Source organism: Nocardia sp. NPDC059195 (assembly GCF_042754695.1).
Lineage (GTDB): Bacteria > Actinomycetota > Actinomycetes > Mycobacteriales > Mycobacteriaceae > Nocardia.
In genome coordinates, this window is record NZ_JBHZBG010000001.1 from 401,342 (window position 1) to 419,307 (window position 17,966).

Sequence of the window (17,966 nt, forward strand, 5' to 3'; positions counted from 1 at the left end):
ACCTCCTATCGATGTGGATGTGGGTCAGGCGGTGCGATCGGCGGTCGCGACGGCAGGGAAGTACCCGGCCCCGGTCCCCCACGCGAGCGCGGTCGACCACCACCGCGGGGTCGGTGCGTCGAAGTGGATACCGAGCCGGTTCAGCGCGGCGACCGTCCAGGAACTGTCGATGCCGACATTGCGGTCCGCGTCGTGGTGCGACCACGCCATCGCCTGCCGGACCGCCGCCGAATGCGACCGTTCGACTCGGGTGAGCGCGGCCGTGAACGTGGCATCGTCGGTGAGGACGACCGGATAGCCGGCCGCGGCACTCCAGGCGACGAGCTCGTCGTGGGCCACCAGGTGCGGGGTTTCGATGTGATAGACGCCGGGCGCGCAGGCGGGCCGGCCTGCCAGTACCGCGATCGACTCGGCGACCGTGTCGACATGGGAGAACCCGAAACTCACCGCGGGCCGACACGGTGCGGCACCGGCGAGCAGATACCCGCGGATCAGCTGGTAGACGCGGTTGTCGCCGATATTGCGCTGGAATTCCCCGGTTCGGCTATGGGCCGCGATGTGGCCGCTGCGATGGATGTAGCACTGCCGCCCCCGGGCCGCCCACTGCCGCACAGCCAGCTCGGCCCCGAACTTCGCACGCTCGTACGGAGTCCGGAAATACTGGCCGATCCGCAGGTCGGCTTCGCTGAAGCGACGCGCGGCGCCGTCGACACCACCGGCGACCCCGAGAGTCGACAGGTGATGGAACCGCGCATCCGGGGCGTGCGCGTCGATCCACGAGAGCAATCCGGACACCGCGGTGTGATTGGTTCGTTCGAGTTCGGCGGGTGCGGCGACCAGTCGGGTGTCGGCGGCGGCGTGGATGATCACCTGGGCCTGTCCTGCCGCGTGCGTCGCGTCGGCCGACATTCCGAGATCCGCACGGGTGATATCACCGGTGAGCACCCGGATTCCCCGCACGTGGCGCAGCCGCTGCCGCGCCTCGATGTCTCGCTCCCCCCGCACCAGGCACGTCACCTGTGCGTCGCGCGCGAGCAGTGCGGTGAGCAGGTGCCCGCCCAGGTAGCCGGTGGCACCGGTGACCAGTACCCGTGGCGCCTCGTCGACCACCCGCGCCCGCGCTCGCGGTGCTCGGGCGCCACTCAGCAGGACCTGGCCGGAGGTGGACAGCGCCGATGTCGTGTAAGCGGGCGCCACCGTGCCCGCGTGCTCGGCGACGGCACCGGCGAAGCGAGTCATGATCTGGCGCGCCCGGTCGTCGGAGTCCGGGGAACCCGGGTGCACGAGGTCGGTGACCAGGCGGCCCTCGACGATGCGGGCGGTGAGCTTCAGCCGATAGAGCAAGTCGCAGTGGGGATTGCGCGCGGTACCCGCCTGTTCCGGCGCGACCGACCAGTCCAGGGTCTGTTTGTCCGGCAGCTGGAACGTGCCGAGGAAATTGAACCCGATATCGGGGCGCTCCCCCGCGGCGTCCATCGGCTGCTCGGGCGTGTGCGCGAGGAGGTGCTCGATCTCCGCGGCGGAATGAGTGGGCCCCGAAGGTGAATGTCGTGCCAGGCGTAGCCATTTGGCTGCGGTGAACCAGCCGACGGTGTCGAGGTACTCGCCGCCGCCGTCACCGACATCACGGCCGTGGGTCTCCACCTCGACCGCGAGCGGCGACTGGTCCTCGCCGCGCTGCACAGCCGCGGTGAACGCCGACAGCAGCCGCGCCTCGAGGCGCTGCGCACCGCCGTACGCGCGAACAAGCGCCGCCGTCGCCGTCCGGTCCAGCGTCCACACCAGGCTCGCCGGGCGTGGCGCGGGCCCGAATACACGAGCGGGTCGGCGCGCGGGCGCGGCTGCTCGGTCGCCGCGACCGGCCGCCCAGCGGTAGTAATCGCCGGTGTCGGGCAGATCGAACTGCTTGCCGTGCAATGCCGTTCGATACGCGTAGGCGAAGTCGTCGAGCAGGATGTGCCAGGAGAACCCGTCGACGGCCAGATGGTGGACCACCACGGCGAGGCGGTCGTCGTGATCGCCGCCGCCGTCGAACAGGTGCACGCGGATGAGCCGACCCGCGGCCGGGTCCAAGCTCAGGTGCAGGTCTGTACAGGTGTCCTCGACGAACTCCGCGATCTCCGCGGCCGATCGCGGCAGCCGGGAGAACGACACTGCCTCCCCCTCGTCGATGTCACGGCAGACGCCCGGCCCGCTCGGCCCGATCTCGGTGCGCAGGACGGCATGTCGCCCGAGGAGATCGGCCACCGCACGCGACAGCACACCGGCGTCGACGGCGTTGCCGCAGTGCAGCACCACCGACTGATTCCACTGCCGGTGATCGGCGACCGGCTGCGCGAACATCCACCGCTGGGCAGGCCCGAGCCTGCGCATGGGCTGCTGTCGCGCGGAGTCCGGCGAGACACCGGATTCGATCGGTCGCGCGACCGCCGCCAGACGCCGCGGGGTCGGGTGCTGGTAGAAGTCGTCGAAGGTGACGCGCTGACCACGCCGGTACAGAAAGGCGATCGTGCGCATCGCCAGAATCGAGTCACCGCCGAGGTCGATGATGTCGGCTTCGGTATCCACCGACTGCACGCCCAGCGCACCGGCCCACAATCCGGCGATGCTGTGCGCGAGGCCGCCTGCCGGATCGTCAGCTAGACGAGCATCACCGGTGGCGCCGCCCGCTCGGGAGTCGAGCAGCTCGGTCACCATCGCGGTGACGCGGGGGCGATCGAGCTTCCCGGTGGACCCGAGCGGTAGTTCGGCCAGTACGAAGATCGGTTGCGGCACCGCATAATCCGGTAGCACCTCGTGCAGGTGCGCGCGTAGCGCCGCCAACGTGGCCGTGTCGGCGCCGGTGCGCGAGGTCAGCCGAACAGCCGCACGGAGCCGGTTGCCCACTGCGGTCGACTGGACGACCACGGCCGCCCGCTCGACGCCGGGCACCAACTCGGCGGTCCGTTCGACCTCGGCGGGATCGACCCGGAAACCACGAACCTTCACCTGACGGTCGACGCGGCGCAGGAACACCAGCGCTCCGTCCGGGCGCCGTCGGCAGATGTCGCCGGTGCGGTAGACCCGGTCCCCGCCCCGCGGAACGAACTTTCGCGCCGTCTCACCCGGCGAACCGAAATAGCCTGTGGCGACACCTTTTCCGCCGATGTACAGCTCGCCCTCGGCACCGTCGGGAACCGGGTCGCCCCGGTCGTCGAGCAGGCACAACGTCGTCGCGCCGATGGCCGTCCCGATGGGAACGACCTCCTCCGCGGGCAATTCGGCCGCCGCGGTGGCGACGAAGCAGGCCGCGCCGACGGTCGCCTCGGTGGGTCCGTAGTGATTGACCACCCGGTGCGCGATGCCGCGCGTGAGCAGGTCGGCGGCGGTGGCGCGCGAGAGCGGCTCACCGCCGAGCAGCACCACGTCCAAGGGGGCGCAGTCCGTGCCCTGTTCGAGTAGTGCGCTCAGATGAGAGGGCGTGGTCTTCAGTACCGAGATACCGGCACGGCGTACCGCGGGCCAGAAGGCCGCCGGGTCCCGGGTGTCACGATCAGCGATGACGTGCACCGAACCGGCGCTGGCCAGTGCGAGCAGCCACGCCGTATGCCCGAGGTCCGCGGCCAGTGTCGTGACGTGCCCGACGCACGGCGCGTTGTCGGCATCGAAACCGAGTCGTTCACACAGTGACCGCGCGTAATGCGTGGCGTTGCCGTGCGTCACCGCGACCGCCTTCGGCTCACCGGAGGACCCGGACGTGAACGAGAGATAAGCGAGGTCACCAGCATCGACAGGGCACGCGCCGCCCAGCCTGTCGTGCCCGACCGCCTCGACCGGATCGATGACGAGGGGCCCGTAGTCGTGCACCGCCGCCGACACCGCGCAGCGCACCCCGACAGCGGCGAGACGTCGGCGCAGTTGTCCAGCGCTCCACGAGGATTCGACCGGAACGGCCACCGCACCGCAGCACAACACCCCGAACATCAGCGCACACTGCCTGGCGTCTCGTTCGCCGAGAACAGCGACACGATCGCCGCGGCCGATTCCCTCCGCGCGCAGCCGGTCCGCGGTCACCTCGGCTATTCGCTCGACCTCGCGATAGGTGAACACACGGTCGGCATCGGCCAGCGCCGGCCGCTGTGGATACGCACGGGCGTTGTGCCGCAACAGGTCGATCAGTGTGTCCGCGCTCATCGCCGAAGACCTTCGCCGCGCAGCGCACCGGCCACGACACCCTCGATCAGGTCCCCGTCAGGAAGTCTGCCCGCGAGTTCCCAAGCGATCATGCGGTGCAGTCCGTCGAGATGGAACAGCCCTTCCTCGGCACACAGATCGGCGTAGTCGCTGTGCCCCGCTGGAGCGGCGCTGAGGAACACCGTGTTGAACGGTGCCGCGACGAGTGCGGTGATCAACCCCGTGCAGACCGGATTGGCGGCAGCCAGATCGGCGCGCTCGGTGCGCAGCCGCGCGGCGGCCTGTTCGACGGTCAGCCCGGTGCGCGGCACCAGTTCTCGGTCGCCACCCTCGCTCAGGTGCCAGGGCAGGGTGACAGCGGCCAGATCGGCCCGCGACAACAACACTTTGGTCCAGGTGCCCGTCAATTCGTCACCCCGGCGAAGATTGTCCTCCCCCTCGCGAAACCGCACGCCTTCTTCCGCGCCGTGCGCGCAATGCTCATCCCGATAGATCGCCAATACCTCGGCGAGATCGCTGTCTCCGATGATTCTCATGATCCTCAGCGCCCCTATCCTTGTGCGATATCGTCTCGGAAATGCTTGTCGGCGAACAGCTCCGGTGACAGACCGGTGCCAAGGCCCAGCTCCCGCGCGCGAGCGAGCATATGGCGCCAATACGGTTTCACCGGCCGCCAGCGCGCCGCGCCGGTCTGGCAATAGGACGCATCGACGAAGTAGCGCCGCCGGTCCGATGCCGTCGCCGACAGTCGTCGTGCGTGCAGCAACGCCGAATGCAAGAGCACCGTCGAACCCGGCGGCAGCGAATTGATCACCACTTCACCATCGATGGGGCCGGTCCCCAGGTGCGCCATCGCCGACTTACCGCGAGGCTGACGATGCGACCCGGGCAGGATGACCAGCGCGGCCATGGCGTCTTCGAGTCCATTGAGATAGTGCAGCGTGTGCACCATCGCCATCGAGGAATCGGCCAGATCATTGGGTTCGTAGTCGTGATGCCAGGATTTCGCCGCGATGGTCGCGTCATGGCGGTCACTGTGCAGGTGGTGGAACACGAAATCGGGTCCGAGCAGCTGGGACAGGATCGCCATCAGCGGCCGGTGCGTCAGTATTTCCCCGTGCGCGGGCAGTTCCAATTCCATCACCGGCGGGATTCCGAAAGTCGCGGGATCGCGACAACTGTCGATGGACCGGGCACGGAGTCCCTGATCCACCCATAGGTCCACTTCCGGAAATAACCGTGCGCACAATTCGTCCGGGATCAGTCCCGGCACGATCAGATAGCCCGATTCGGCGAATTGTTTCGCTGCGAGGACGCCGGTGTGATCATCATCGAGAACAGGCCGCATCAGCCCGCCCCTCCCTTCGGCAACAAGCAATTACACGGTGGGAACCAGGGAGGCTTGCGCGTCCCGTAGCCAATTCAAGGTGCGTTCGATGCCATTGGGCAGGGCGGTGGTCGCCTCGAGGATTCGCTCGGAGCGTGCGCGCGCGACATCGAGGCAGCTGCGGCGCACTTCACCATCGCGAGCGGCGGCGTAATGCGGAAGCCATGTGGTCGGTTGCAGGCCCGCGGCGGTGCGGATCGCGTCGACCAGTCCGTTCACGGTGATCTCGACTCCCGTGCCCACGTTGTATTCACCGAAACTGTGGTGACCACATTGCGCGGCGGCGATATTGGCTTCGACCACGTCGTCGACGTAGACGAAGTCACGGGTTTGCATGCCGTCGCCGTAGATGATCGGTGGTCGGCGATCCAGCGCGGCCGCGCAGAAACGCAGCACGACACCGGAGTCACCGTCGAGGGATTGCCGGGGACCGTAGATATTGCTGTATCGCAAGGCCACGACGTCGATATTCGTGGTGTCGGCGAACCAGCGCCCGTATCGTTCACCCGCCCATTTCGCCAGCCCATAGGCCGACGGCGGATCGGGCGCGGTGCCCTCGGGTGTCGGGTAGCGCGCGGACTCGCCGTAGATCGCGCCGCCCGTCGAACTCAACACCACGCGCCGAACCCCGGCGGCAGCCGCGGCGGCCAGCACACTCACCACGCCGACCACGTTCTGTTCGGCGTCTGTCACCGGATCGGCGATCGAATAATGGACGCTGACCTGGGCTGCGAGGTGGAACACCACGTCCGGATGAAACCGCTGCATGATCTCGCGGACCGCGTCCGCCGACCGGACGTCCGCGCTGACCAGGTCCGCACCGCGGTGCAACGCCGACTCGAGATTTCCCACATTGCCGTGACTGAGATCGTCCACCACGAGCACGTCGGCCCCACGTGCCACGAGCGCATCCGTCACATGCGAGCCGACAAATCCGGCACCTCCGGTCACCAACGCACGCATCACTGCGGCCCCCTGAGAAGAAGTGGTGGAGAACCATCATGAGTTGATGGCTCGAGTTTTGAACGATGTTGTCCTACAAGGTATTTCGCAACATCTACCGAACCCGACGGTGCAGCCACCGTAACACGCGGTTACCGAATGATGTTGTAACTCAACAGGTTTCAATATTGCGAACGCAGTTCGAGCGATCGAACGATACCGAGCGGTTCCAGGAGCGGGTCATCCAGCGAAGTGCCGGGTAGCGGATGAGCTGGGACAACAGGGGGTCACCCGACGTGGTCGGCGGAACGGGAGAGAAGCGCCGTTGCTCTCTGATCCCGTCTTACAGTGGGCCACACTGTGTTTGGATCGTAGCAAGCGAATTACGTACCACCTGTTGGTAATTGGTCATTCATTGACAGGAGCGATCTCATGCGCGGCACCGTCCTCCACGCCCCCGGCGACATCCGCGTCGAACAGCTACCCGATCCCCGGATCGAGGCACCGACCGACGCGATCATCCGCACCGTCGCCACCTGTGTGTGCGGGACGGACCTGTGGGTCTATCGCGGCATCGAGGCCGTCGCCGAACCGCAGCCGATGGGCCACGAGTACATCGGTGTCGTCGAAGAGGTCGGCGCCGAGGTGCGCACCCTGCGGCCGGGTCAGTTCGTGGTCGGCTCGTTCGCCACCTCCGACAACACCTGCCCGAACTGCCGCCACGGCTACCAATCCCGGTGTACGCACCGCGCGTTCCTGAGTACGTGCCAGGCCGAACACATCCGCATCCCCAACTCCGCCGGCACCCTGGTCGCGCTCGACGAGACCCCTGATCACCGCCACCTCCCGAGCCTGCTCGCCCTGTCCGATGTGATGGGCACCGGTTGGTACGCCGCGGTCGCCGCCGAGGTACGACCGGGTTCGACCGTGGCCGTGGTCGGCGACGGCGCCGTCGGGCTATGCGCGGTGCTGGCCGCTCGCGAGCTCGGAGCCGAACGCATCATCGCGATGAGCCGGCATCCCGCGCGCCAGAAGCTAGCGCTCGCGTTCGGCGCCACCGACATCGTCACCGAACGCGGTGAGGACGGTGTCGCGGTAGTCCTGGATCTCACCGGTGGCGTCGGCGCGGACTCGGTCATGGAATGCGTTGGCACCGGCGAGTCGATGACCCAGGCCCTGCGCTCGACCCGTGCGGGCGGGAATCTGGGCGTCGTCGGCATTCCCCACGCCGTCGAGTTCGACAGTGCCGAACTCCTCGCGTCGGCGGTCGGCGTGCGCGGCGGCGCGGCCCCCGTGCGCCGTTTCCTCCCCGATCTCATCGACCGTGTCCGCACCGACCGCATCGACCCCGGCCAAGTCTTCGACCTCACCCTCCCCCTGGACCAGATCGCCGAGGGCTACCGGGCGATGGACGAACGCCGAGCGGTCAAAGCCCTCGTCCTACCATGAATTTCGGCGGCATGGAGCGCTGGAGCCGTGCACGTCGGCCCTCGTGCCGCGGTGTCGTCAGGACGGCAATGGAGTAAACGCACCGCCGGCGGCGTTGTAGCACTTGTTGTTGCAGCGATTGATCGGGTTCGGGCGGCGGTCCGGCCCACGAAGGGAAGGGGTGCCGATGAGCCTTCGTCAGTTCGAGTACGCCCTGGCCGTTGCCGAGGCAGGTTCTGTGACGGCGGCGGCGGCGATGATGCATGTCGCGCAACCGTCGATGTCCCAGCAGATCCGCAACCTCGAGCGGGAGCTCGGGGTGACGCTGTTCGCCCGGACACCGACCGGGCTGGTGCCCACAGTGGTCGGTCGCGCGTTCCTGCGGGAGGCGGAGGTGGCGGTGAGCGCGTCGCGGCGGGCGCGCGCGACGGCTCGCGCCGCTGCCGATGAGCTGGTGGGCGAGTTGGTGGTCGCCGCGCAGATGGGGTTCGGCACGCGGCAGCTGCCAGTCGTGCTCGCCTCGTTGCGCCGTCGCTTTCCTCGGCTCGAGGTCACTGTCTTCGAGGAGCCGAGTTCCGCCGAACTGGAGCGGCTGTGTCGTCAAGGCGTACTCGACCTCACCCTGATGGCGGCGTGCGATCGCGGCCCCGCCGACGCCCACAACCTCGGCCACGAAGAGTTCGTCGTGATGCTGGGCGCCGGGCACCGGCTGCTCGCCGCGGACCGGGTCGAGCTGCACGAGCTGGAAGGGGAATCGTGGGTGCGGTTCGAACCCGACAGCGCGCTCGACGGCGTGTTGACGGGCGTGCTGCGCGACAACACGCTGACCCCGACTACAGCCGCCCGCGTGTCTCAAACCGTCACGGCTGCCCGCTGGGCCGCGAACGGACTGGGCGTGACTCTCGTCCCCGCCTCCGCAGTCCCCCACGGGTACGAGCATCTCGCCCGCCCCGTGGCCCCGGCGGTGTCCCAGCCCGTCGTCGCCGTGCTCCGCCAGGACGCTGGCCCGGCGGAGACGGCGCTGCTGGAACTCCTGCGTAACGAGAGTTGGCACCAGCCCGCTCAGAGCTGGGTAGCACCTCCGTCCATGACGAATTCGATACCGGCCGCGTAAGTGGCGTCGAAAGCGAGAAAAGCTGCAGCCCTAGCAATTTCGTCGGGGGTGCCGAAACGCCGCATAGGATTTCCGGCAACCATTTCCGCTTTGAGTTGCGCGGCGGCCGCCGCGGTCATCGAATTCTCCAGAATTCCCGTATCTATGGGACCGGGACTGATCGCGTTGACCCGGATTCCGCGCGGAAGCAACTCACCCGAGAGGGTGCGGGCCATCGAGCGCAGCGCCGCTTTGCCCGCCGCGTAGACGCTGGTCTCCAGCAATCCCATGACGTTAGCGTTCGAGGTGGTGAGGACGACGCCCGCGCCCGCGCTGAGCAGCGGGGCAAGCTTCTGCACCGTGAAGAACGCGCCCTTGACGTTGATCCCGAACAGTTCGTCGAACATCTGCTCGGTCGTCGACTCGAACGGCGTGAGAGTGGCGATGCCCGCGTTCACGAACAGCGCATCGATCGTGCCCAGTTCGGTCTGCACCCGGTCTGCCAGCGAATCTAGATCGGCCGATACGGCCACATCGCCTCGGACCGCAATTACCTGGGGAATTCGCCGCCGTCGACGACGAGGCTGCTCCCGGTAAGCCAGCTCGCCCGGTGGGACACGAGAAACAGCACCGCGTGGGCAATGTCGTCGGGGTGACCATCACGACCCAGCGGTGGACTGGTGTTGTCCTGGCCCGGCCCCTCGTTCAGTCGCGCCCATTGCTCGCGCGTCGCTTCGCCGCCGGGAGTGGTGGTTCTGCCAGGAGACACTGTGTTGACCCGAATTCCGAACGGGGCCAGCTCCGCGGCCAGTCCCCGGCTGTAGTTCTCCAGCGCCGCCTTCGCGGTCGTGTAGTGCAGAAATGGCGGCGCCACAGTGGGAACCGCGGCCGAGGAGATATGTACGATCATCCCCGAACCGCGTTCCCGCATCCCCGGCGCCAGCAGCGAGTCCAGCCGCACCGAAGCCAGGAAGTTCAGGTCGAGCGCGTGCTGCCAGACCTCGTCCGGGATCGCCAGCGCGCCTTGGTACGGCGCCGCGCCGCCCGCGTTATGGACCAGGATATCCACCCCACCGAGCACCTCCTGCGCGGCCGCCGAAAGCGCTTGCGCCCCAGTCTGTGTCCGCACATCGGCTGCCACGAAGGCTGCTCCCTCCGGTGCCGCGCTCGTCGCCGACCGTGCGGTCGTGAGCACCGCGGCACCCGCATTCAGAAGTTGGCGCACAACAGCCGCTCCGATTCCGCGCGTACCTCCTGTCACCAGTGCGCGTTTCCCTGCGAGTTCTCCCGAATTTTTCTCGATCGTGCTCATGCCAGCAGTCCTCTCGATTGCGCATTTATCGGATCGACGAAAGGAGATCGCACTGAATACCTCGTCGAGCTGTTTCACGGTATGTCCGCAATAGAACGAGAGGCAAAGACGAATATTCAGCAGACGCCATAGGGGATTCCTTTACCGCCTGGCAATAGCTCAATCATTGGACGGGTGTTGCGATCATCGGGTCGATCCACGCGACTGCTTTCGACGCCGTCCTTCGTACGGCGGCGCCCGCTACCCCCGAGCGGCGTTCGCGGCCGTGATGAAATCGATCTGCGTGGGCGACGGTCCGCAGAATTCGCTCTCGATGCGGTTGGACTCCTCGGCCTGCATCCGATACATGCTGTCGCGCAGGCCTGGATCCCCACCATGGAACTCATCCAAGAGCTCCATCCACCGCGCCGCCATTCGCTGCGCCTCGGGTGCGGTCGGGTCCATTCCCGCGGCGATCGCCGCGTCGACCTCGGGGATCAGCTCGGCCCAGTCTGCCTCTGCTTGCTGAATGTGCTGTTCACCGAGCGTCTCCCGGCGCAGCGCGAGCTGGGTCAGCTGCGCCTCGGTGAAGTATTCCTTGATGGTGTCGTCGACCATGACGGTTCTCCTGATCAGTTCCAGGAAGTGATCCGCGGATGTGTCCGACCTGCTCTCCGCCGTGGCGGTCAGTGCCGCGACCAGGGCATGTAGATCCCGGGTCGCAGCAAGCTGCACGGCCAAGTAGTCACGATGTGCAGCCAGCACCTGCGGCATCGCCACGACACCCTCGAGCAGGTCCGCGATCTGGTCCAGGCCGAGGCCCAGCTGACGCAGAGCCAGCACTTGGTAGAGACGCTCGACATCGCTCGCGGTGTAGATCCGGTGGCCGGTGCTGGTCCGCGCTGCGGGGTGCACCAACCCGATCCGGTCGTAATGATGCAGCGTCCGCACAGTCAGTCCGGCCTCGGCCGCGAGCTCACCGACCTTCCACACACGCCCGGTACCGCGCTGGTCCATCCGTTTCATCCCACTTCCACCGGCGCATTGTGCGCTGGTGTGATCGACGGTAGAACCTCACCTTACGTCAGGTGCAAGCCCGATGTGCGCCCGTCGAATCCGACCTGGGACGCATTGCCGTTCAGCTGATTATCGACCTCAGCGAGGGGTCGGGCACTGGCCTTCGTAGCGGCTCAAGCCGAGGCCGCTGGCCTTCTTGCTGCGGCCTACGGGGCCGTTCTTGGCCGAGCGGACCCAGGTGCCATCGGTGTCGAGGACGGGCATGCGTTCGCTGAAGGCGCGGCTGTAGTGGATGGTGCCGTCGACGGTGAGGATGCCGTCGCGAACGTCGATATGGGCGACGGTGGCCCAGAAGGAGCTTTTGCCGTTGCCGATGATGACGGTGATCTGATCGGCGTCCTTGTCGGGGAGCCCGTCGGGGCCGGGGCGGCCGTAGCGGACGCGGACACGGGGTTTGCCGAACTTGTCGATGGCGCCCGCTCCGTTGTCGACGGATTGGTAGACGTTGAGAAGGAGGTCGCCGTTCTCGGTGGGGCGGACGGTGACCTGTTCGGTGGCGGGGAGGTTGTTCGCGCCGGGGCCGCGGGTGTCACCCTGGTGGTGGATGAACGGCCACTGCGTGATGTCGCCCTGGTGGCCCTTCTCGCCGCTGAGGACCACGTAGTCGCCGGTGATCTCGTTGCGGCAGAAGAAGTACACGTCCAGGTCGCCCGTGCCGAACTCGGTGACGCGGCCGTTCGCGTCGTATTTCGCGCCACGACCATCCCACTCGAGGCCGACGGTCAGCACATAGCCGGGATCGCCCTTGCGGAGGTCGATGGTCGCGCGGCGGTCTGGCGAATCCTTGGTCAGCACGACATCGACTTTGCGGAGATCGACCGACGGCGCAGGGGGCGTAACACTCTGCGCCGCAGGCACTTCGGTCACGCTCGGAGTGGCTTGCACTTCGGCCGGCTCTTCTTCCGCATCGACGACGATGCCGTGATCGGTCGCGAAGGCCGCCAGTCCGGCGCTATACCCCTGGCCGATCGCATCGAGCCGCCACCCACTCCCCCGGCGGTACAGCGCGACAGCTTGCAGCACCGTCTCCGAATCCAGGCCCGGTGGCACGAAACTCACCGATTGACTCGCGCCGACGGCGGAAACCCGAAGCCCGGCCACCGCACCGAACCGAATCCCCTGCGCCTCAGTACTTCCGGTGATCACCACCCGGTGAATCTCGGCAGGCAGGGCCGAAAGATCGACCGCGACAACAGCATCGGACTCCAACCGAACACCGGATGCCGCCGGGTTGTTGAAGAACACGAAGTCGGCATCGGAGCGCACCTTGCCGTCGGCGGTCAACAGCACCGCGGCAATGTCCACCGCCCCGGCCGGACTGTCGAGATCCAGGCGCACCGTGTACTGCCCGTCGACGAGATCGGTCTTGGACCCTTTGGAAACCTCGACCATCGTTGTCGCACTCCCACTCATGATTCTGCCCCTCCGCCAGTCGACTGAGCCCCACGGTACCCGCAGAGTCCGCCGATGGTCCCGCGCTCAGCGACGGCCCCGGACCTGTAGGTATCGCCGGGGTGGTTGGTGCTGTTCGGCCGCTGCTCGGTGGGCTGGTGGACGAGTTGATCGTGGTCGATGCCGGGTCCGCTGATCGCACCATCGCGCGGGCACGGGCGCCGGGGCCGCGGTCTACACGCGGGAGGAGGCCTTGCCCGGAGTCGCGGTGCGGCCGGGCAAGGGTGAGGTGCTGTGGCGGTCGACCTCGGGATCCGCGTACACCGCAATCGGTCGACGCACGAACTCGCGGTGATGAGCCGACAGGTGGTGGCGACTCTGCTCGATCGACTCGGCATCCGCGATTCCGGGGTCGGTCTGGTCCCGTTCCTGCCTGATGAATCCGGTTGGCGACGAACACCTTCCGAGGTCAGCCTCGCTGACCGGCCGCCGATGCCACGCCGCCTCGCCGAGTACCGGGATATCGCCTGACACGCGAGAACGCCGGCCCCGCAGGACCGGCGTTCACGCACTACACGGCGACGAGGCCGAGGTCGAGCTTCACCAATTGATCGGCGCAACCGAAGTACCGGTCGTCGTGGGTGATCACGATGACGGTCTTTCCACGGCGCTTCAGATCCGTGAGGATCTCGTGATAGAACACGTCGCGGAAGCGCGGCTCCTGATCGGCGGCCCATTCGTCGAAGACGTAGATCTGGCGGTCTTCGAGCAGGGCCGTGAGCAAGGCCAGGCGCTTGCGCTGCCCCTGCGACAAGTCGACAGTCGACAACCGCCCGTCCTGCACGGTCACCTTGTGCGCGATCTGCAACTCGTCGAGATAACGCTGGACTTCGGCGTCGATACCAGGGCGGTCGAAACCCAGGTAGTCCTCGAACAGATGGAAATCGGTGAACACCGCAGACGAATTCTGTCGGTACCACTCGATATTGTCGTGGTCGATCCTCTCCCCGTTGAGCGACAACGACCCCGAGCGTGGCACATACAGACCGGTGATCAGCTTGGCCAGCGTCGACTTCCCGCTGCCGTTGCCACCGACGATGAACGTGATCTGGCCGGGTTCGAAAACCAGGTCGATCGGTCCGAGCCGGAAACCGGCGTCGCCGGATTCATCGAGTCCGGGCGGAGCCAGCGGACGCACATCGGCGCCACCATGGTCGACCCACTTCTTGCCGTTCACATCCACCGGACCGCCGCCACCCGGATGCGCACCGGGGTGGGCGGGATGCGGATGTCCCGGTTTGCCCTCACGCGGCGGCATCCCGGGACGCGGCGGAGGTCCACCCGGCCCGTGCGATCCCGGCGGCGGTGGCACCAGAGACGGCGCCTCCGAACGATAGATGTAGCTGACGTTCGTCAGTTCCAGCTTGGCCTCCCCTGCCGCTGGACGCTCCGAATACGGCAGCGACTCCTCGTCGTGCAGCGTCGTCATCGACAGGTTCATCGCCCGGATCTTGGCCAGTGCCACATCACCACGCAGCAGATCGGGGATGCGGTGCATGAAGTTCTGCATCGGCATCGCCAAGAAGGTGGTGACCAGCACGTAGCCGACCATCGTCTCGCGCGGCAGATCCAGTGCGGCCGCGATGACGAACAGGATCAGCGCCATCGTGCCCAGCTGCAACGCCTGGCCGAAGCCTTGGGCGTAGGAGAACTTCGAGCCCGCGTCGGTGTTCTGATCGCGCAGCGTGCCCGCCGAACCGAGCAGGTGCCGGTCCATGAAGTCGCGGCGACGGCCACGGTGCAGCTTCAGTTCCTTGATGCCGAGGGTGACGGCCTGGAACGATCGCAGCAGCGCGTCCTCGTTCTCACGGGCTTCCCGGTAGATACCGCGGACGCGCTTGAGGACCAGTTCCACACACGCGATGCCGACCAGCGTGCCGCCCACCGTGACCGCGAAGATCGGTCCCGACACCACGGCGAGGAACACGAAGCAGCCGACGATCGTCGCCACATCCACACAGATCGAGGGGATGGCGGTGACGGCCTGCGACAGCGAACGCACGTCCTCGGTGAGCGTCGCCATCAGACGATGCATGCCGAGCCGTTCGAGGTGTTCCAGTGGGGCGGAGACGATTCCGGAGCTCAGATCGCTGCGCAGCCGGTAGATCGCGTCCTGGGAGAGCCGGATCAGCAGAACCTGCGACAGCACACCGCTGACGAGGATCACCAGACCCGTGGCCCCGAAGTGGAGCAGCAGGTTGTCCGGCTGCGGGCGCGGCGAGACGACCGCGTTGATCAGCGTGACCAGGTAGGTGTTGGCGGCGCCGCAGATCAGGCCCGCGGCGACGACGGCCGCGATCCTGGCCGGCGAGAGCGCGGCGAGAAAACGGAGCAGATGCATGACGTGACTGCGCTCTCAGCTGCGGATGACATCGAACACGATGCCCTCGAGGGTGACACCGGGTGCGAACGAGAACGCCACACCGGTCGAGATCGGTGCCGCCGTCTGCGCGTCGCGGATCATCCGCTCCAACACGAAGATCAGCGAGACACTGAGCATGTTGCCGTGCTCGGCGAGCACCTCCCAGCTCGGCGCGGCAAGCTCGGTGGGGATGCCGAGCGAACGCGCCGACTCCTCGATGATGCGGGGACCACCGGGGTGGATCGCCCACAACTCGATATCGGTTTTGCCGAGTCCGTTGCGCGCCAGCACTTCCGAGACCACCGGGTCGACACCGCGGTAGATGTAGTCGGGCAGGCTGGTCGCCAGTTCGCAGGTGATGCCCGCGTCCTTCACGCCGAGCACGATGCCGTCCTCGGCGTCGTCGAACAGGTGGCTGAAGCTGTCGCGGATCACGACGCTGCCGGCCGCGAGTGGCTTGTGCACCTGGTTGGCGCCGATCACCACCGCACCGCAGCCGTCACCGAACAGGCTGTGGGTGATCACGTCGTTGACGTCGTCGTCGAAAACGGCGTTGACCGAACTCAATTCGATGCACAGCACCATCGCCTTCTTGTCCGGATGGGCCCGGACGTAGTCGACGGCGGCGCGAATGCCGTTCATGGCCGCGGCGCAGCCCATGAAGTTGATGACCATCCGGCCCACCGTCGGCGACAGACCCAACTGCTTGACCACCGCGACGTCGACGCCGGGGGCGATGAAGCCGGTGCTGGTGACGAAGATCAGCTGGCCGATGTCGTCGGCCGGGTTCTCCAGCCCGGCGACCGCGCGCCGTGCCACGTCGACCGCCAACGGCACAGCGTGCTCGACGAACAGGTTCATCCGCTCCCGGATGGTGCCGGGCCTGCGGCTGAACTCGAGGAACTCGGGGGCGAGCGGGTCGATGGCCAGGTGGCGGGTGTCGATCCGGGTCTTGGCGTAGATGCGCGGAATACGCTGGCGCTGAACGGGATCGGAGAACAGTTCGGCGACCCGGCCCGCGTTCACGGCTTGATCGACGACTCGCGAGGGCGAACCGGTGGCGACCGCCTCGATCACGCCGACGGTCGTCGGCGGCGTGGGTGGTAGCAGGTCGTGCCCGCGCTCGACGTCGGGCGTGTGGAGCAGGTCAAAGGAAACAGACACGGGCACAAATCCTTTCGAGACAGAACAGATGCGGCAGCGGGCCGGGTCAGACGGTTCCGATGCCGGAGAAGCCCTGCGCGGTATAGGTGACGCAGGTCTTCAGCGCTGACGGTGCGCAGTGTTCGCGCACGAAACCCCACCGGTTCTCCTGCGCCTCACGGGAGGGCGCGAGCAGATAGGTCCGGCACAGCTTGGGGAAACGATCTCCGAAGAAGCTCTTGGCGGGCAGCCACTCCACGCCGAACTTCGCGGCCTCCTCACGCACCACGTTCTCCGACGCGATATTGGCGAACCCACTGCGCTGGAACGGAAGTACGTGATGCGCGCGGTGCGAGCTCAGGCCGGCCGAGAGGAAGCAGTCGACATATTTGTTGCCGACCACGGTCAGGTCGTAGGCCTGCTCGAGCTGGTTCACCGCCCAGTCCTCGGTCTCGGTGTGCAGTTCCTCGATCGGGACCTCGAAGTCGTGGCTGGCCACCACCATGAAGGTGCTGATCCACAGCGTGATCACGAATTGCAGGCCCCAGGCGAGCAGGTCGCCCGCGAAGGCGAAGGCCACGAACTCGGCCACCAGCAGGAACCGCATCCCGAACGAGCCGATGAAGTGCGGCAGCGCACCACGCCAGCTGCCGTACATGTCCTTGATGCCCACCTTGCGGGTGAGCCGGCAGACATCGAGAAGCCGAATGATCATGCCCGTCAACAGATGTCCGAACTTGTGCACCGTGTGCACCGGCACCCGGTACAGGCGCGGAATCTGCATCATCATCGTGAAGACGTTCTTCTTGATGTCGACTTCGCTCTGGGTGTGCGGGTGGTGCAGCAGCGCGTGGCCGTCGGCGGTGACGAAAGACAGTGCGACATAGTTCATGTCGAACGCGTTGACCGCGTACTTGTTCAGGCCCTTCTGCGCGCGGTGGATCGCGTAGTGGCCGAAGCCTGCCAGCGAGCTGCGCAGCAGCACCATCGCGATCACGAAGGCGGGCAACGGCATCCAGCTCGTGTCGTAGAGACGCAACGCCTGCACGGCGATGTAGGCGAAGATCAGCACACCGACGACGATGTTGAACGCGCGATCCATCCGCTGCAGGCGCGCCGCCAGCTCGGGCTCCTTGAGCCGGGCCTTCACCTGGTGCAGCAGATCGGACTTGTTGTCGAACTTGTACTTCGGGGTGTCGTCCCAGCTGTTGAAGCCGTCCTTGAACAGGAAGTCGGGGGCGTTGTTCTTGGGATGGATGTCCTCGGGCGTGGCATCGCGACCGAGACTGTAACGCTCGATCATCCGCGCGATTTTTTCCGGATCACGATGGTAGGAACCGATGATCGAGGTGATGTCGCGATTTTTCGTGCGGCCGATGAAGAATTCACCGCCTGGATGCTTGGAGATCCAGTCACTCAGGTCGTAGGCTCTGCCGTTATAAACCCATACGTTGTTGACGGGAGGCCGACCCCCCGGACCGGGCGGTGGCGGGAGCTCGCGCTCCGCTTCATCCGGTCGATCATCGATCGTCATTAGTTCTTCCTCCGTGTCCGATCGGCGTCCGATGCGTGTTGCCTGCCGACCAGCGTCCCGACACGTATAGTCCTTGTGGCGCCT

At 66.7% G+C, this 17,966-nt stretch carries 13 protein-coding genes and 1 pseudogene; 3 read left to right on the forward strand and 11 right to left on the reverse strand.

Annotated elements, in window-relative coordinates; translation table 11 throughout:
• Positions 1-24: 24 nt before the first annotated feature.
• From ACFXKN_RS01840 to ACFXKN_RS01855, 4 genes are read right to left on the reverse strand one after another with little or no spacing between them, the layout of a single operon-like run.
• The gene (locus tag ACFXKN_RS01840) at positions 25-4,173 is read right to left on the reverse strand and encodes an AMP-binding protein (RefSeq protein ID WP_379432175.1); all 4,149 of its coding nucleotides are present in this window, start codon (positions 4,171-4,173) and stop codon (positions 25-27) included.
• Complete coding sequence (locus ACFXKN_RS01845; protein WP_379432176.1) at positions 4,170-4,709, reverse strand: DUF6309 family protein; 540 nt, start codon at positions 4,707-4,709, stop codon at positions 4,170-4,172. The genes ACFXKN_RS01840 and ACFXKN_RS01845 overlap by 4 nt, the downstream gene beginning before the upstream one ends.
• Positions 4,710-4,723: 14 nt before the next feature.
• Positions 4,724-5,521, reverse strand: coding sequence for a phytanoyl-CoA dioxygenase family protein (locus ACFXKN_RS01850; protein ID WP_378949272.1), 798 nt, complete (start codon positions 5,519-5,521; stop codon positions 4,724-4,726).
• Between the two features lie 30 nt (positions 5,522-5,551).
• Positions 5,552-6,523: an NAD-dependent epimerase/dehydratase family protein gene (locus tag ACFXKN_RS01855; protein WP_378949275.1), complete on the reverse strand. Its 972-nt coding sequence runs from the start codon at positions 6,521-6,523 to the stop codon at positions 5,552-5,554.
• A 411-nt stretch (positions 6,524-6,934) separates the two neighbouring features.
• Between ACFXKN_RS01855 and ACFXKN_RS01860 the strand changes: the two genes are divergently transcribed.
• Together ACFXKN_RS01860 and ACFXKN_RS01865 are read left to right on the forward strand one after the other, a co-directional pair.
• Positions 6,935-7,951 (forward strand): zinc-dependent alcohol dehydrogenase family protein, encoded by a 1,017-nt coding sequence (locus ACFXKN_RS01860; protein ID WP_378949278.1) that lies wholly within the window; start codon positions 6,935-6,937, stop codon positions 7,949-7,951.
• Between the two features lie 166 nt (positions 7,952-8,117).
• Positions 8,118-9,044 (forward strand): LysR family transcriptional regulator, encoded by a 927-nt coding sequence (locus tag ACFXKN_RS01865; protein ID WP_378949281.1) that lies wholly within the window; start codon positions 8,118-8,120, stop codon positions 9,042-9,044.
• Here ACFXKN_RS01865 and ACFXKN_RS01870 read toward each other — a convergent pair.
• The 4 genes from ACFXKN_RS01870 to ACFXKN_RS01885 all read right to left on the reverse strand — a co-directional run bounded on the left by ACFXKN_RS01870 (position 8,993) and on the right by ACFXKN_RS01885 (position 12,804).
• Complete coding sequence (locus tag ACFXKN_RS01870; RefSeq protein ID WP_378949284.1) at positions 8,993-9,556, reverse strand: SDR family oxidoreductase; 564 nt, start codon at positions 9,554-9,556, stop codon at positions 8,993-8,995. The genes ACFXKN_RS01865 and ACFXKN_RS01870 overlap by 52 nt on opposite strands.
• Before the next feature lie 17 nt (positions 9,557-9,573).
• Entirely contained in the window at positions 9,574-10,335 is a 762-nt protein-coding gene (locus ACFXKN_RS01875) for an SDR family oxidoreductase (protein ID WP_378949287.1), read from the reverse strand.
• A gap of 240 nt (positions 10,336-10,575) precedes the next feature.
• Positions 10,576-11,340, reverse strand: coding sequence for a MerR family transcriptional regulator (locus tag ACFXKN_RS01880; protein ID WP_378949290.1), 765 nt, complete (start codon positions 11,338-11,340; stop codon positions 10,576-10,578).
• A gap of 129 nt (positions 11,341-11,469) precedes the next feature.
• A complete protein-coding gene (locus ACFXKN_RS01885) occupies positions 11,470-12,804 on the reverse strand; it encodes a TerD family protein (RefSeq protein WP_379432177.1) in 1,335 nt (444 codons plus the stop codon).
• A 23-nt stretch (positions 12,805-12,827) separates the two neighbouring features.
• On the opposite strand from ACFXKN_RS01885, the pseudogene ACFXKN_RS01890 reads away from it, so the two are divergent.
• Positions 12,828-13,314: pseudogene (locus ACFXKN_RS01890) on the forward strand (hypothetical protein).
• Positions 13,315-13,354: 40 nt separating this feature from the next.
• Here the strand turns inward: ACFXKN_RS01890 and ACFXKN_RS01895 are convergent.
• The 3 genes from ACFXKN_RS01895 to ACFXKN_RS01905 are packed head-to-tail and all read right to left on the reverse strand — an operon-like array spanning position 13,355 to position 17,882.
• On the reverse strand, positions 13,355-15,184 hold the full coding sequence (locus ACFXKN_RS01895; protein ID WP_378949297.1) for an ATP-binding cassette domain-containing protein: 1,830 nt from the start codon (positions 15,182-15,184) through the stop codon (positions 13,355-13,357).
• A 15-nt stretch (positions 15,185-15,199) separates the two neighbouring features.
• Complete coding sequence (locus ACFXKN_RS01900) at positions 15,200-16,369, reverse strand: type III polyketide synthase (RefSeq protein WP_378949300.1); 1,170 nt, start codon at positions 16,367-16,369, stop codon at positions 15,200-15,202.
• A gap of 46 nt (positions 16,370-16,415) precedes the next feature.
• On the reverse strand, positions 16,416-17,882 hold the full coding sequence (locus ACFXKN_RS01905) for a fatty acid desaturase (protein WP_378949303.1): 1,467 nt from the start codon (positions 17,880-17,882) through the stop codon (positions 16,416-16,418).
• Between the last annotated feature and the right edge of the window lie 84 nt (positions 17,883-17,966).